Here is a 16,720-nt window from a genome sequence, read left to right as displayed (position 1 = left end):
CTCCTATCCCTGTTACTTCCTAATTCCTTTTTAGTGGGGGAGTGTGAACAGTTACCTATATGCAGGAACAATTATTGGTTTTGGGCTGAGTTTCCTGACTGCATTGTTATGGGAAGGTGTATTTGGTTTAATCCAATTAACAATATCAGGTTGGTTTGTTGTTACTGCATTAACAATACTGAGTTTATGGCTATGGCGTGGTGTACTTTTACGCAAAGGTACAGAATTGGCGATAATTTATGCAGCCGCTAGTGATAAATGGGCGATCGCACTGTGTACAATAGAATTATCAGCCTTAACTCTCCACGCCAGCTTAATTTATCAAGGTATTCTCAAAACAGAATATTTCTATGTTGTCACCACAGCGATAATTTTAGGGGCAATTCTCTATCGCAGTTGGGGACAATCTAAAGAAGCAGCATTTTATGGTATTGGTTGGTGTTTAGAATTATTAACAGCAGAAATATTAGGATTTGGCGAACATTCAATGATGAGAATCGCCATAGGTAACATTATTCTAGGGTTAACAACTCAGCTATTTGGGGAATGGTGGCGACGCAAACATCAATTACAAACCTTACCCAATAGTTTCCACATTCTTCCTCTAATATATGGTGCGTTTAGCGTCATTTTCCGGTTAAATAATTTTGCTAACTTTACAGGTTTTTGTTCTTTGGGTGTAGCCTTAATTTTGATTGGAGTCGGAAGACGGAGGGAAGCATTTAAACCTCTGCTTTATTTTGGCATTATCGGCGTATCCATTTCTGCTTATGAACTCCTATTTTATCAAATGTCCCTATCTAGCGGTGGGGTTTTAGGTGATGGGTTAATTGCCATGTCAGCCCTTGGTACTAGCATTATGTATGCTTATCGTATTCTCACACCTTGGCTGATTAGTTATCTTTGTTTAACTCCAAGAGAATTAAAAAATATTGCCCATCTCCATTGGTGTTGGAGTAGTATTTTATTCCTTTTTGCTATGACTTTACCTGTCCAAATTAACTCTTCTATTGTCTTAGGAACTGGATTATTTTTAGTTCGCTATGCGATTTGGCAAGGAAGAGAAAATTCTGAAGAAACCAATCAGGATATCTGGGTTTATTTAGGTTTAATAGAAGTAGGAATGATTGGTATTTATTTACAAAATTTACCAATAGGAAGATTAATATTTGAGCAATTACTACCTTGGCAGGGGGCGATATCCTGCCTATTTGCTTACTTCCTATATATCCTTCCTTGGCAAAGATTTGGTTGGTCACAAACGCCTTGGCAACGCACGGCTTATGTTCTCCCATTAATTATTTTAGGAACAACGGGATTACAAACTTATCCTATTACTTTGGTTATCGTTGCTGCTTACTACGTCTTTTTAGCGAAAGCTGCTACACAAATCCGGCTTACATACATCAGCTTAATATTAATTGATTGGGCATTGTTTACTTGGTTTAATGACTTAAACTTCAGAGATTCACTTTGGTATGTTACACCAATTGGTTTATCTTTATTATATATCGCTGAGGTGGATGAACAACTAAAATTATCAACAGCAAAACCCCTACGTCACAGTTTGCGAATGTTAGGAAGTGGTTTAATTTGCGGTTGGACAATTTTGTTTTATCAAAATCTACCTTTTATTCCTGGTATTTTTAGTTTGATTAGTATTTTCGCCGGCTTAGGTTTAAAAATCCGTGCTTTTCTTTATGTTGGTACAGGTACTTTTTTAATTACTAGCATTTACCAATTAGTAATTTTCAGTCTGAGTTATTCTTTTTTAAAATGGATTGTTGGTTTATTGGTTGGTATTTTGTTAATTTACATTGCTGCTAATTTTGAAACCCGACGTACTCAAATAACTGCCTTACTTCGCAATATTAGTGATGAGTTTGCCAATTGGGATTGATTATAGCGGGTATCGTTCGGATACAATACACTTGAGGGCGGGGAAACCCCGCTCCTACAGGTTTTACAATTTAATCATAAAAGGTAGAGACGTTCCAGGAAACATCTCTACAACAATTTTGGAAAAGGCACATTTAATCAATTGGATCAATACCCAGTGCGCGTAATTGTTCTGCCAATCTTTTAGCCCGTTGGCTTTCTTTTTCAGCGCGTTGGCTTTCTTGTTCAGCCCGTTGGCGTTCCTGTTCAGCCCGTTGGCGTTCCTGTTCTACCTTTTCGACTGCCCAAGGTAACAGATTACCTGCTTGATCCCACCATCTTAACCAGTAACCTATGCGCCCCTCTTTTTCTCCTTCCCACAATCCCAAAAATAATCCCATGTCTGTAATCCAGTAGCGATTATTCTCGTCTATTGGCTGTAATTTATACTGTCCTGACTCGATTTGATGAACTTCTAATTCAGCCGTCAGGTGGTTAAAAATCACATAGGTAGGAACTTGGAGAATTTGTTCATAAAAAAACCATTTACCCTGGGGAAAGGTACATTTAGCTGAGTATTCTTTCCCGTCTATATCTGAGCAAAATTCTATGACAATGCGGGGAATTTCGCCTTCCAGATGAGGTGTATAACTGCGTCTATCTGTTGTCTCAGACAAGGGTGAAACTGTCTGCACAAAAAACCAATCTGGGGCTTTGACAACAAGTTTGCCATCCATTGTGGCACAAATACCCAAATTAGCAGCTATCAACATGGTGGGTTGAATATATCCACTCAGTTCCAGACTTTCTCGTAATGCCCCAGCAATTAATGGTTGTGCAGTGTTTTCCACAAGTCCTTCTTCTAGGATAAAATCTTCGGGTAATGCTTCCCAAGAGATTGCTATTGTTGATAGTTGTGGAGCAGTCGAGATTGGAGTAGCCACCATAACTCTAACTCCCTGTTGTGAGGATTTTTTGTAATTTATTATTGTCCTATTGTAACTGAATATTTAGATGCTTAATTGATACTAGAACTAATTCTTTGAATGTGGGTTAAAGAATCTCTTTTTTTGTTCTTGTCTTGAGAATATGGCATAAAGCATGACTTTAGTAACGTGCAAATTTATGAAAAATCTTTATACTAAGTTTATATTTCTAGAGAGCAAGAAAATATATACATCTATGTCTAGATCATACTTGGTAAAAATTTATCTGTGATCAACAAATCACAATTAACTCTAAAAATCTGAATAGGAGCAAAATTAATGATTTTGGACAGAGAAATGTTAGTTATAGCACAACGTATATTTACGCCATCAATGTTAGGAATAGCACTATTAACAGTCAGTTGTGGTTCATTACCCAAGGAATCAGCGGAAGCACAATCCCAAAGACCTCAACGTGCTAATCGAGAACCTGCTGTAGATGTAGCGATCGCTCGCACTAATTCTTTAAGCCCCCAACCAGAGTATATTGGTAATACTGCCCCCTTTCGGATTGTTTCTGTGCGATCGCAAGTGGAAGGCAGACTTATCTCCTTAAACTTAGATATCGGTGATACAGTCCAACGGGGTAAAATCATCAGTCAATTGGATGATACCCTCTTACTCACCGCAGTCAAACAAGCAGAAGCCCAACTAGCCACCACTGAATCAGAAGTAGCCAGAGCGCAGACTCAAGTAAGTAATGCTCGCGCCCAAGTGGAAACAGCCCGCCTAGAATTAGTCCAAGCGGAGGCAGACTCCCGGAGATTAACCCAATTATACAAAGAAGGGGCGATCGCCCAACAGAACGCCCAACAGGCACAAACCAGAGCGAGAACAGCCGCCCAAGCCCTCCGCGCTGCCACTGCACAAGTCAGTACAGAACAGCAAGCCGTAGCCGCCGCCCAAGGTCGAGTATTTGCCCAAAAAGCCGCAGTTAGTGCCGCTGTTGAACGTCGTTCTTATTCTCGGTTAATTTCCCCTATTACAGGTGTAGTCACCGAAAAAGTCACAGAACCAGGTAATTTATTACAACCTGGTAGCGAAGTTTTAAAAGTTGCCGATTTTAGTCGCGTTAAAGTCGTTGCTCAAGTTTCTGAATTAGAATTAGCAAAAATCCAAGTTGGGCAATCTGTAGAAATTAAATTAGATGCCTTTCCTGACGAAAAATTTATCGGTAGAGTATCCCGTATTTCCCCGACTGCTGATACCACAGCCCGGTTAATTCCCATAGAAATTGTTATGCCTAACACTGGCGGAAAAATTGGCAGTGGGCTATTAGCAAGAGTTAACTTTACCAGCCAAACAAAACAGCGTGTAGTTGTTCCAGAAACCGCAATTAGTAGTCAAGACAAAAAACCACAATTAGAAAATAGCAACTCTACACTTTTCGTAATTGAAAAAACAGATAAAAAAACCATAGTTAAACAACGTCCAGTATCTTTAGGAAAAATTGCTAACGGCAAAATAGAAATTTTATCAGGCTTACAACCAGGAGAAAGTTATGTTGTTCGCAGTAGTAAACCATTGAAAGATGGCGCAGTTGTTAAATTATCAATGTTGGCGGAAAAGGAATAAGAGGAAGGGGGGCAGGGGAGCAGGGGAGCATGGGGGCAGAGGAGCAGGGGAGCAGGGGAGCAGAGGAGCAGGGGAGCAGGGGAGCAGGGGGGAATAATTTTCCTATTACCAATTACCAATTACCTATCTACATAAATTAACAAATCAAATCAGATTACTATATGCAACAAGCAAATACAAATAATGGATTTAGTTTGAGTGCTATTGCCATTCGCCAACATATTGGCACACTCATGTTAACCTTGGCAGTAATAGTCATGGGCGTGTTTTTCTTGGTGCGATTACCAGTAGATTTATTACCATCAATTACCTATCCTCGGATTGGTGTTCGCATAGAAGCACCGGGAATTTCTCCAGAAGTAGCAATTGATGAAATTACCAAACCTTTAGAAGAATCTTTTAGTTCGACAGAAGGAGTATTACAAGTTTTTTCTCAAACTCGTGAAGGTAACATCAGTTTAGATTTATATTTTCAACCAGGGGGAAATATTGACCAAGCGTTGAATGATGCTACAGCTACCTTTAACCGCGCTAGAAATAGATTACCAGATACAATTGGAGAACCACGTTTATTTAAATTTGATCCTTCCCAATTACCAGTTTATGAATTTGCAATTACTTCACCTACTCTCAAAGGTGTTGATTTGCGCGTATTTGCAGAAGAAGAATTAGCGCGAGAATTAAACGTAGTTCCAGGAGTCGCAGTAGTAGATGTCTCAGGAGGAGTCAAAGAAGAAGTTAGGGTCAATATTAATTTAGAAAGATTGCAATCTCTGGGTGTTGGTTTAAATGATGTTCTCAATGAATTAAAAAACCGAAATCAAGATATTTCCGGTGGACGAATTTTAGGGACAAATTCCGAACCTTTAACCCGAACTGTGGGACGCTTCAACAATGCTGAGGAAATTAACAATTTATTATTTGAAGTTTCTGTTCCTAACTCGAATATCAAAAACCGCGTTTACTTGCGTGATTTTGCCGAAGTTATTGATGGTGCAGAAAATCAACGGGTATATGTTTTATTGAATGGGGAAGAATCTGTAAAAATCAGTATTCAAAAACAACCAGATGCTAACACTGTTAATGTAGTTGATAGTGTCAAAAAACGACTAGAAGAACTCCAAATATCTGGTGTAATTCCGCGAGAAGCAACGCTGACACCAACTTTAGATGAATCTAAATTTATTCGTAATTCCATCGCTAACGTTACCACTTCGGGAATAATTGGTACAGGATTAGCCGCCATAGCTGTTTTACTTTTTCTAGGTTCTCTGCGGCAAACTTTCATTATTGTTTTGGCTATTCCCCTAGCATCTTTAGCCGCTATCATTTTAATGGGATTATTTGGTTTGTCTATCAACATTTTCAGCTTAGGTGGTTTAGCCTTGGGTGTAGGAATTGTGGTAGATAATTCCATAGTTATGCTAGAGAATATTACCGAAGGGGTAAACAATTCCCAGTTATCAGTTATTCAACAATCAGAAGAAAGTAGTCGTGAAGTAGAATCAGCCTTATTAGCTTCTACAAGTACAAACTTAGTTGCGGTATTACCATTTTTGTTAATTGGTGGTTTTATCTCTTTACTATTTAATGAGTTAATTCTCACCATTAGTTTTTCTGTAGCAGCTTCCATTTTAGTCGCAATAACTGTTGTCCCCATGATGACATCTCAATTATTGGGAATCAAAGCTTCAAGTTCTTTAAATAAATTGTGGCCACTGAGAGAATTTAATCGTCAGTTTGATGCGTCTACAAGATTATATGGACGGTTTTTAGCTGGGATATTACGTTGGCGGTTGCTCACAATTGCGATCGCTATTATCATCTTAGGTGGTAGTAGTTGGTGGATGGCTCCCCAAATTCCCCAACAAATCCTCCCCCGCATTAACACCGGACAAGCTACTTTATCGGCTCAATTTCCCTCCGGTACACCCCTAGAAACTAACCGCAAAGTCATGAAAGCGGTAGATGAAATTCTCCGCAACCAACCAGAAACAGCTTATGTATTTTCTACCCTTGGTGGTTCTCTTTTTGCTGGTAATACTAACTCCAATCCCCTGCGAAGTTCCAGCACCATTACCCTCAAATCTGGCAGTAATATAGATGGTTATATCGAAAGAGTTACCAAACAGCTAGGTACACTTAACTTAGTGGATATTCGTTTGCGTCTTTTTGCTGGTCAAGTCCGGGGTTTAATTCTCAATAACTCTCCCGTTAGAGGTGCTGATATTGATATCATTCTCCAAGGAAATGACGCAAAAACTCTAGAAACAGCCGGTCGTCAAGTCTTAGGAGCTTTAGATGAGCAAATTACCTCAGTGAGATTCCGTCCTGACGCAGATACTCGTCAACCAGAAATTCAAATTTTACCAGATTGGGAACGAGTCGCCAATGTCGGTTTAAATGCTCAGGAGATTGGGGAGACAATTCAAACAGCAATTACAGGTAGTATCCCCACTCAACTCCAACGCGATAACCGTTTAGTAGATGTGCGAGTTCAATTAAATGAAGCATCATTACAAACAACTTCTCAATTAGAAAGATTACCGTTATTTGTAGATGACAATTATCAAATTCGCTTGAGTGATGTTGCCAAAATTACATCCGGTCAAGCACCGGGAGAAATTCAGCGCATTAACCAACGACGGGTATTATTAATTGCGGGAAATTTAACAGAAGGCGCTAGTCTTGGTCAAGCTATCTCCCAGGTAAACCAAGTCCTCAGCAATCTCGATTTACCCAAAGGTATTAGCATTTTACCCAGTGCAGCCGTTGAATCTAATCAACAATTACAACAATCTCTACTACTTTTAGGAGGACTAGCCGCCTTTTTAGTATTTGTTGTCATGGCGGTACAGTACAATTCTCTCGTTGACCCCTTAGTAATTATGTTTACTATTCCTTTAGCATTTGCTGGGGGTATTTTCGGACTCTACATTACTAAAACTGCTGTTGGCGCAACGGTGATAGTGGGTGCAGTTCTATTAGTCGGTATTGTTGTTAACAACGCCATTATCATGATCGAACTGGCTAACCAACTTCGAGAACGGGATAAAATTGACCGCCGCACCGCTATTTTGCAAGCAGCACCCCAACGGCTCAGACCCATCTTAATGACTACCATTACCACCGTTCTAGGGATGTTTCCCGTCGCTTTGGGAATTGGGGAAGGAGCAGAATTTCTCCAACCCTTGGGAATCGTCGTCTTTTCGGGTTTATCTTTAGCGACACTACTAACGCTGTTTATTATTCCCTGTTTTTACACACTTTTACATGATTTAATCAGTGTGCGCTGGGCAAGACCAATATTAATCCGGTTGCGTGTATGGAGAAGAAGTTTCCTGAAAACTTAATTAAGGAGTCAGGAGTCAGGAGTCAGGAGTCAGGAGTCAGGAGTCAGGAGTCAGGAGGAAGAAGGAAGGAGTCAGGAGTCAGGAGTCAGGAGTCAAGAGTCAGGAGGAAGAAGGAAGGAAGAAAGAAGAGAGAAGAGAGAAGTAGAGAAGAAAGAATTATCTAGAACTGGAAAAAGTGCTTGCGTGTTTAGGTAATTCGGAAATTTCTAATTCTTCATATACAGCCAATGTTTCTTGATGTACACGGGAAACATTTAACCATTCTAGATTTTCCTGCGATCGCTGTTTCCATTCCTGAAGTATATTTTCATCACTCAATAATTTTATTAATGCCTCAGCCAATTGATGACTATCTTGCACCGGTACTAATATCCCCGCTTTGCCATTATCCAACGCCTCTGGGATACCATCCACATTAGTAGCCACAATCGCCAACCCTGCTTCCCTCGCTTCTGAAAGCACCAAGGGACAGGGATCACGGTGGGATGCCAAGACAAAAATATCACAGGCTAGTAAATAACGTTGGGGTTCAGGCTGAAACCCTTCAAAGTGAATCCGATCACTAACCGCTGTTGCTTGAGCTTGAGACTCAAATATTTGTTTATCTGGACCATTTCCCACCAAATATAAATGTACTGCGGGGAAATCCTGGGCAATTTCTTCAAAAGCCGCAATTAACTCAGTAATTCCTTTTCGTTTATACATTCCTGCTACGGTAGCGATTCCTACGGTGCGCTTCGCTATCGCTGGACTTTGTAAACTTAAAGGTTGATAATCGGATATTTTCCGAGTTCGCGGACTACCCAATGTTCCATTACAAATTACCCGTAATTTTTGTTCGGGGATTCCCCGTTTTACCATCGAATTTTTGACAGCCTTACTGACAGCAATTACTCGGTCAGCCAAACCCATTAATAGGCTACTAGGTTGAAATTCATTATGAACAGTAGCCACTAAAATATATCCATTCTCCCATCTCAAAGCCCGTGCTAAAACCACACCAGTCATCATGTGAGCATGAACTATATCTGGTTGAAATTCTTGCACAATTTTCCGATAAGCGATCGCCGCCTTCATCATTGTTATTGGTTGGCGATTTTGGTTAACTTCGTAATGTTTAACACCAAATTGATTTAATAATTTTTCGTATCCCCCTCCCGCTGAAATCACCGCCACATCATCGCCAGATTGGGATTGCAAACAAGCCAGATCCACAGCTACATTGACAATACCATTACCGATTTCCTGGACATGATTTAATATATGTATGATTCGCATAAAGTTAAAAATGTGTATCAAAATTTAAATTGTCGGTCTTTTTGATAAGTCATGCTTACTATATACAAATTCATTATAATCTAACTGTACATTAAGAAACATATATCAAAGATAATTTGGGGTAATTAACTTACGGCAGAATTTAGGAGTTACCAATTCATGAGTCACCGAGCAAAACTGGCTTTGTGTATAGGTCGCAATTTGGATTTTGTACCTCCTAACTACGCAACCTGTTGTATACTGAATTATTAATTAATAATCACTGTTTTCTACTCTGATCAGGATCTTCTTAATTAATTATCATTTAAACATTCAGTCCTCAGCTATCAGTTTTCAATACGTAAATACAGAATGTTAAATGTGTATAACTTTCTTTTTCTTCACCATAACGGCTGATAGCTGAATGCTGACATCAAATATTAAATCAAGGTGATAACCGCTCAATTTTCCAGCCGCCATCATCTACACGAGTATATAACAGGCGGTCATGTAAACGACTCGATCTTCCCTGCCAAAACTCAATTTTTTGGGGAATCACCCGAAAACCACCCCAATGCGGAGGACGAGGAACTTCCTGATTTTCATATTTGCGCTGAAACTCTTGCAATTGTAACTCTAGGGTTTCTCTATTTGCAATTACTTCGCTTTGATTGGAAGCCCAAGCACCAAGCCGACTATATGCAGGACGGATTTCAAAATAGCTATCAGATTCCGCAGCAGAAATTTTTTCCACAGTTCCCACAATCCTCACTTGGCGTTCTAATTCCGCCCACCAAAAAACCAAAGCCGCATGGGGATTTGCTGCCAGTTCCTGCCCTTTATGGCTATTGTAATTAGTAAATAAGACAAACCCCCGTTCATCAAAATCTTTGAGTAATACCATTCTCGCTGAAGGCTGACCATCGGACGTACAGGTAGCCAACGTCATAGCATTAGGTTCAGGTAGCTGGGCTGCTAGGGATTGACTGAACCAAATTTTAAATTGTATAAATGGATTTGGATTAATTTCTTTCTCATTCAAATCCTGTAATGTGTAATCTTTGCGAAGATCCGCTATGTTAGTATCCATTTTTGTTATTTCCTCAAGTTTAGATCAGTTAAAATTTATGATCAAAATCAGTAAATAGTTTAGACAATAGGAAATGGAAATTACAAAAGTATGGCTTCCGCCACACTAGGTGATCATTCCTCTCTTACCCCTAAAGTCCTTGCTTATACATTAAATCAGATGCGCCGTTTTGCTTCTCTGCAAACTTTGTTAATTTACGGACTCAGTGGACCAATTATCGCCCTCAATATCTGGCTACTGTCTGTATTATTTCGTTATTTCCAAAATCCAATCACTATTCTTAGTATTGCGGCAATTCTGGCTTTTTTATTAAATTACCCGGTGAAGTTACTTGAGAAAGTTAGAATTACCCGCACTCAAGCAGTAATTATTGTTTTAATGCTGACTTTAACTTTGTTTATTGTTTTGGGTGTTACCCTCGTACCCATGTTAATTGATCAAACCATTCAGCTTTTAAATAAGATTCCGGATTGGTTAGCGACTAGTCAAGCTAATTTAGATCATTTAGAAAGTTTAGCAAAGCAGCGGCGGTTATCTATAGATTTAAAGCTGGTAACAAATCAAATAAATGCTAATATTCAGAACTTAGTACAGCAAATAGCTTCAGGGGCGGTAGGATTTGCCGGAACACTATTATCAGGAATACTGAATGTAGTATTGGTCATCGTTCTCGCTTTTTATATGCTCATATATGGCGATCGCGTTTGGTCTGGTTTAGTTAATATTCTGCCATCTAATATTGGTATCCCTTTTAGCCGCTCATTACAGTTAAACTTCCAAAACTTTTTTTTGAGCCAATTATTGCTAGGACTATTCATGGTCATAGCTCTTACACCTACTTTCTTATTTCTGAAAGTCCCATTTGCCCTGTTATTTGCTATTATTATCGGTATTTCTGGGCTTATTCCCATTGTTGGCGCAACTTTAGGCATTGGTTTAGTTACATTATTGGTATTAATCCAAAATTGGTGGTTAGCCTTTCCAGTCGCTACAATGGCAATTATCATGCAACAAATCAAAGACAATTTGTTAGCACCAAAATTAATGGGCAATTTTATTGGACTTAACCCTTTATGGATTTTTATCGCTATTTTAATGGGATTTGAAATTGCTGGACTATTAGGAACACTCGTTGCTGTACCAATTGCGGGAACTATCAAAGGCACTTTCGATGCCATTAAAGGCAGTGATCACAGTGATTTTGTCTCTAGTTTTCGAGCTAATTACAGCTCAGAGTTTGAACAAGATGAATAAATTGGTTATTAGTCATTAGTCATTGGTCATTGGTCATTGGATATTGGATAATTTTCTCCTCTGCTCCCCTGCTCCCCTACTCCCTGCTCCCTGACTCCTGACTCCTGACTCCTGACTCCTGACTCCTTCTCCTCATATATTAAATTTTGAATTAAATGGATGCAGTCGAATTATTAGAAACAATTACACACCTCATTGAGCAAGCTGAAAAGGGGGAAATTGACCCTTGGGACGTGCGAGTTATCGAGGTAATTGACCATTACTTAGAATTAATGACTCCAGAAGCAAGAACTATGAGAGGCTATGAAAGTGACTTGTCTCAATCTGGACAGGCTTTTTTATCAGCATCAATGCTGGTTTTATTCAAAGCTAATACATTAATGCAGTTGTCAACAGTATATAATACTCCAGAAGAAGTTGTAGATGATACACTATTAGAAACTGAGGATGGATTGTTATATCCAGCCCATCGTTTGCAACTAGAGCAACACTTACGCCGTCGTCCGGCAGCTATGCCACCCCCAAAACGTCGGGTAACTTTACAAGAGTTAATAGACCAGTTACAAATTATGGCCAGCCAACTAAAGCTGGTAGAAACGGTAGAAACAGTCAATAAACCTAAGCGACTGAAACGTCAACCTAGTGTGCAAACTATGAGGGAAGCCCTAGAGTTAGCACACCAAGAAAATTTAACAGAAGTCGCGTTAGAACTAGAGCAGGTATTAAATTGTGCTGCTAAAGGGCAAAATTTAGAGGAACAATGCTGGAATTTAGAACAACTGATAGATTTGTGGATAAAGACAAAACAACCAAAGAAAAATGCTTCTCATCATGAATCAGAACACGGAAACTTAGTTAGCGTCTTTTGGGCGTTACTATTACTTTCGGCTCAATCCAAGGTAGAACTATTTCAAAAAGAATTTTACCAGGAAATTCAAATCCGCCTACTTACTTAAAGGCAGGGAGTAGGGGAGCAGAGGGGCAGAGGAGCAGAGGAGCAGAGGAGCGGAGGAGCAGGGGAGCAGGGGAGCAGGGGGAGAATAAATTTCTATCTATTCCCAATGACAACTGACAACTGACAACTGACAATTGACAACTGACCAATGACTAAGGAATAAAATTTTATGAAAGCGATGATTCTTGCTGCGGGAAAGGGTACTCGTATCCGTCCCATTACGTATACAATTCCCAAACCGATGATTCCTATACTGCAAAAGCCGGTTATGGAATTTTTGCTGGAGTTATTACGTCAACATGGCTTTGACGAAATTATGGTCAATGTCAGCCATTTGGCGGAGGAAATAGAAAGTTATTTCCGTGATGGTCAGAGGTTTGGGGTGCAGATTGCCTATTCCTTTGAAGGTAAGATTGATGATGACGGTAAACTTGTCGGGGAAGCTATTGGTTCGGCTGGTGGTATGCGGCGGATTCAAGATTTTTCCCCATTTTTTGATGATACTTTTGTAGTGTTGTGTGGTGATGCTTTAATTGATTTAGATTTAACTGCGGCGGTAAAGTGGCATAAATCCAAAGGAGCGATCGCTACTATTATCACCAAATCAGTTCCCAGAGAAGAAGTTTCTAGTTATGGTGTGGTAGTCACGGACGACGATAATCGTATTCAAGCTTTCCAAGAAAAACCAACTGTTGAAGAAGCTCTTAGCACTAATATCAATACAGGTATTTATATTTTTGAGCCAGAAGTGTTTAAATATATACCATCTGGCATGGAGTATGACATTGGTGGGCAATTATTTCCCCAACTGGTGGCAGATAATGCCCCTTTTTATGCCATTCCGATGGATTTTGAATGGGTAGATATTGGTAAAGTTCCCGATTATTGGCGAGCAATTCGTGGTGTTTTATCAGGGGAAATTAAAAATGTGCAAATCCCTGGACATGAAGTTTTCCCAGGTATTTTTACTGGGTTAAATGTATCTGTAAATTGGGACAAAGTAGATATTACTGGCCCTGTTTATATTGGGGGAATGACTAAAATTGAGGATGGGGCAAAAATCATTGGGCCGGCGATGATTGGGCCAAATTGTTGGATTTGCAGTGGGGCGACTGTAGATAACAGTGTGATTTTTGAATGGTCGCGGTTAGCTCCAGGTGTGCGTTTGGTAGATAAGCTGGTGTTTGGACGTTATTGTGTGGATAAGACGGGAGCATCAATTGATGTCCAAGCTGCGGCTTTGGATTGGTTGATTACTGATGCTCGTCAAACTCCACCTTCACAAACGCCTTTAGAACACCAAGCGATCGCCGAATTATTGGGAACAAGTTCAATTTAGTCAGTTGTCAGTTGTCAGTTGTCAGTTGTTCGTTGTTCGTTGTAATTTACTGCCAACCAATGACCAATGACCAATGACCAATGACCAATGACCAATGACCAATGACCACTGACCACTGACCACTGACCACTGACTAATGACTATTCAAGTAAGTATACCGTTGTAAACTTTGTTCATAAGTTTGTAGTAGTCGTTGGGACTCTGCTATAGTGATATGCTTTTCTTCTAAAGCTCGCTCACAACGTTGGCGAATATTTTCTATCATGTCTTCAGAATCATACTGGACATAGCTCAAAACTTCACTCATGGTATCGCCCTTGACAACGTGTTCAATTTGATAACCCTTGGGGGTTAAATTAATGTGAACAGCGTTAGTATCACCAAAGAGGTTATGTAAATTCCCCATAATTTCTTGGTACGCTCCATTTAGGAACATTCCTAAGTAATATGGTTTTCCTGGCTCAAATTTGTGCAGTTCTAAAACCGATTTGACATCCCGTAAATCTATAAAGCGGTCTATTTTTCCATCACTATCACAGGTTAAATCTGCTAAAATTCCTCTGCGAGTTGGTTCTTCGTCAAGGCGATGGATGGGCATAATGGGAAATAGTTGATCAATTGCCCAACAATCCGGTGCTGATTGAAACACAGAGAGATTAATGTAGTAAATGGAAGCCATGATTTTTTCCAGGTCTTCCAACTCATCAGGTACGTATTCTTCCTGACGGATGAGAGTTAAAACTTTTTGACAACAAGCCCAGTAAAGACGCTCGGCTTTAGCGCGTTCGTTAAGACGCAAAATACCTAAGTTAAAACGACTGATGGCTTCCTCTTTGAATTGAGCAGCATCGTGATAGAACTCTTGGTAGTTTTCTTTGTTGATAGATTGGTAGGTTTCCCAGAGATATTTAATGATTGGGGATTCTCCCTCTTGGTGAGGAGAAGGGGGATCAAGAGGGACATCGCTGGTGCTGAGAACATCAAAGATTAAAACCGATTGGTGGGAAGAAATAGCCCGACCACTTTCACTCACTAGCGTTGGTACGGGAATATGCTTTTCATCACAGGTATCTTTTAACTCTGCCACGATGTCGTTAGCATAGTTTTGCATATTGTAGTTTTTTGAGGTGTAGAAGTTGGTTTGAGAGCCGTCGTAATCTACACCTAAGCCACCACCAACGTCTAAATACTTCATATCTGCCCCTAGCATGGCCAATTCTACATAAATGCGGCTGGCTTCTTGGATGGCATCTTTAATGACATTGATAGCGGAGATTTGAGAACCAATGTGGAAATGTAATAATTGCAAAGAACTGAGTAAGTCAGCAGCAGCTAATTTTTCGACAGCTTCCATAATTTCGGGAATTGTCAAACCAAATTTAGCGCGATCGCCTGTGGAAGTTCCCCAACGCCCCATTCCTTGGGTACTTAGTTTCGCTCTTACTCCCAAGATGGGCTTAATACCTAATTGACGGCTGGCCGCAATAGCTAAATCTACCTCTTCAATTTGCTCTAGGACGATGACTGGTGTTTGTCCTAGTCTTTGGGCTAACATCGCTGTTTCGATGTATTCCTGGTCTTTGTAGCCGTTGCAAATTAACAATGCGCCTGGTGTATCCAACAACGCCAAAGCAATCATTAATTCTGGCTTAGAACCTGCTTCTAAACCAAATTGATGGGGTTTACCAAACCGAACTAAATCTTCAATCAGGTGACGTTGTTGATTACACTTAACGGGAAATACGCCCCGATATACACCCGGATAGTTATAGCGAGCGATCGCCTTCGCAAAACAAGCGTTTAATCGCTCAATTCGGTCTTCCAAAATATCAGAAAACCGGATTAACATGGGTAGACCCAAATTACGCTGCTTTAAAGCATTTACCAACTCAAATAAATCTAATGACCCGCCCCGTTCACCCTTGGGAGAAACAGTGACATGACCAGCCGCATTAATCGAAAAATAAGGCTGTCCCCAACCTTCAATGCGGTAAAGGTCTTCACTATTCTCAATTTTCCAAGGTACAGATAAATCTCCTGTACTTGTACTAGGTACTAACAGTTGTTTCTGTTTTTTGTTTTTCAATTCGCCTTTATGCCCATTAGACGGCACTTTCACAATCTCATCAGCGGTTGACTCGACACCCATTTTTCCTGACCTCTGTATTGCGCCCACGAAATAACAATTTAACAAAATAGTTTGGTAACGGATATACCACTGGAAATAATTTCTGATTAAGGATTAGTAATTAGGTCTAGGAGTCAGGAGTCGGAAAGAAGGAGTCAGGAGTCAGGAGGAAGAAAGAAGAAAAGAAGAAGGAGTCAAGAGGAAGAAGGAAGAAGGAAGAAAGAAGAATTAGAAGGAGATAAGAATAGTCTTGACTAGAAAGAAAAGAAGACTATGTTTTCCTAATTTCCTGATCTCTGCAAATTTTTCGGGAAAATTCGCAAGACTACTAGACAAAAGACATCAATACAACTGACAATTAACCCATCAAAATTAGATTATGTTTTTGGAGACAGATTTGGAACGCACATTTTTAGCAATTAAGCCTGACGGTGTACAGCGCGGACTGGTGGGTGAAATTATCCGCCGATTTGAAACCAAAGGCTTTACCCTGGTGGGTTTAAAGTTTATGAAGGTCAGTAAGGAATTGGCGGAAAAACATTATGATGTTCACCGTGAAAGACCTTTTTTCCCTGGATTGGTAGAATTTATTATTTCTAGTCCAGTGGTAGCAATGGTTTGGGAAGGTGAGGGCGTTGTGGCAGCAGCCAGAAAGATTATTGGTGCAACCAACCCTTTAACAGCAGAACCAGGCACAATTCGCGGCGATTTTGGCGTTAATGTCGGTCGTAACCTCATTCATGGTTCTGATGCTCAAGAAACCGCTCAAACAGAAATTGCTCTGTGGTTTAAGGAAGAGGAGTTAGTTGCTTGGCAACCTCATTCTAAGTCTTGGTTAAGTGAGTAATTAGGGATTGGGGACTGGGGACTGGGGATTGGGGATTGGGGATTGGGGATTGGGGATT

General features: G+C 40.1%; 11 protein-coding genes and 1 pseudogene. 8 read left to right on the top strand and 4 right to left on the bottom strand.

Annotated elements, in window-relative coordinates; genetic code table 11:
- Positions 1 to 58: 58 nt before the first annotated feature.
- A pseudogene (locus FJR05_RS23265) lies at positions 59 to 1,900 on the top strand (DUF2157 domain-containing protein); the annotation flags it as partial.
- 133 nt (positions 1,901 to 2,033) lie between these two features.
- Here the strand turns inward: FJR05_RS23265 and FJR05_RS23260 are convergent.
- Positions 2,034 to 2,822 carry a Uma2 family endonuclease gene (locus tag FJR05_RS23260; RefSeq protein WP_371416935.1) on the bottom strand — a complete coding sequence of 263 codons (789 nt, stop codon included), beginning with the start codon at positions 2,820 to 2,822 and terminating at the stop codon, positions 2,034 to 2,036.
- Positions 2,823 to 3,143: 321 nt separating this feature from the next.
- Here FJR05_RS23260 and FJR05_RS23255 point away from each other — a divergent pair, with 321 nt between their 5' ends.
- From FJR05_RS23255 to FJR05_RS23240, 3 genes are all read left to right on the top strand, one after another.
- Positions 3,144 to 4,439: an efflux RND transporter periplasmic adaptor subunit gene (locus FJR05_RS23255; RefSeq protein ID WP_168646305.1), complete on the top strand. Its 1,296-nt coding sequence runs from the start codon at positions 3,144 to 3,146 to the stop codon at positions 4,437 to 4,439.
- 161 nt (positions 4,440 to 4,600) lie between these two features.
- Positions 4,601 to 7,792 (top strand): efflux RND transporter permease subunit, encoded by a 3,192-nt coding sequence (locus tag FJR05_RS23245; protein ID WP_168646304.1) that lies wholly within the window; start codon positions 4,601 to 4,603, stop codon positions 7,790 to 7,792.
- On the top strand, positions 7,765 to 7,956 hold the full coding sequence (locus FJR05_RS23240) for a hypothetical protein (RefSeq protein WP_168646303.1): 192 nt from the start codon (positions 7,765 to 7,767) through the stop codon (positions 7,954 to 7,956). Before FJR05_RS23245 ends, FJR05_RS23240 begins: the two co-directional genes overlap by 28 nt.
- Here FJR05_RS23240 and FJR05_RS23235 read toward each other — a convergent pair.
- Positions 7,949 to 9,070 (bottom strand): glycosyltransferase, encoded by a 1,122-nt coding sequence (locus FJR05_RS23235; RefSeq protein ID WP_168646302.1) that lies wholly within the window; start codon positions 9,068 to 9,070, stop codon positions 7,949 to 7,951. The genes FJR05_RS23240 and FJR05_RS23235 overlap by 8 nt on opposite strands.
- A gap of 424 nt (positions 9,071 to 9,494) precedes the next feature.
- A complete protein-coding gene (pdxH, locus tag FJR05_RS23230; RefSeq protein WP_168646301.1) occupies positions 9,495 to 10,139 on the bottom strand; it encodes a pyridoxamine 5'-phosphate oxidase in 645 nt (214 codons plus the stop codon).
- Between the two features lie 159 nt (positions 10,140 to 10,298).
- On the opposite strand from pdxH, the gene FJR05_RS23225 reads away from it, so the two are divergent.
- The 3 genes from FJR05_RS23225 (at position 10,299) to FJR05_RS23215 (ending at position 13,687) form a co-directional block, all read left to right on the top strand.
- The gene (locus FJR05_RS23225) at positions 10,299 to 11,393 is read left to right on the top strand and encodes an AI-2E family transporter (RefSeq protein WP_168646308.1); all 1,095 of its coding nucleotides are present in this window, start codon (positions 10,299 to 10,301) and stop codon (positions 11,391 to 11,393) included.
- Between the two features lie 155 nt (positions 11,394 to 11,548).
- On the top strand, positions 11,549 to 12,349 hold the full coding sequence (locus FJR05_RS23220) for a segregation/condensation protein A (protein WP_168646300.1): 801 nt from the start codon (positions 11,549 to 11,551) through the stop codon (positions 12,347 to 12,349).
- Between the two features lie 168 nt (positions 12,350 to 12,517).
- The gene (locus FJR05_RS23215) at positions 12,518 to 13,687 is read left to right on the top strand and encodes a sugar phosphate nucleotidyltransferase (RefSeq protein WP_168646299.1); all 1,170 of its coding nucleotides are present in this window, start codon (positions 12,518 to 12,520) and stop codon (positions 13,685 to 13,687) included.
- 133 nt (positions 13,688 to 13,820) lie between these two features.
- Here FJR05_RS23215 and speA read toward each other — a convergent pair whose 3' ends face one another.
- On the bottom strand, positions 13,821 to 15,836 hold the full coding sequence (gene speA / locus FJR05_RS23210) for a biosynthetic arginine decarboxylase (RefSeq protein WP_168646298.1): 2,016 nt from the start codon (positions 15,834 to 15,836) through the stop codon (positions 13,821 to 13,823).
- A 376-nt stretch (positions 15,837 to 16,212) separates the two neighbouring features.
- Between speA and ndk the strand changes: the two genes are divergently transcribed.
- Entirely contained in the window at positions 16,213 to 16,662 is a 450-nt protein-coding gene (gene ndk, locus FJR05_RS23205) for a nucleoside-diphosphate kinase (RefSeq protein ID WP_168646307.1), read from the top strand.
- Positions 16,663 to 16,720 lie beyond the last annotated feature (58 nt).

This window comes from Dolichospermum sp. UHCC 0259, assembly GCF_009711935.1.
In the GTDB taxonomy this organism is placed as follows: Bacteria; Cyanobacteriota; Cyanobacteriia; order Cyanobacteriales; family Nostocaceae; genus Dolichospermum.
Note: the sequence above shows the minus strand (reverse complement) of the source record. Positions and strands in the feature narration are given on the sequence as shown.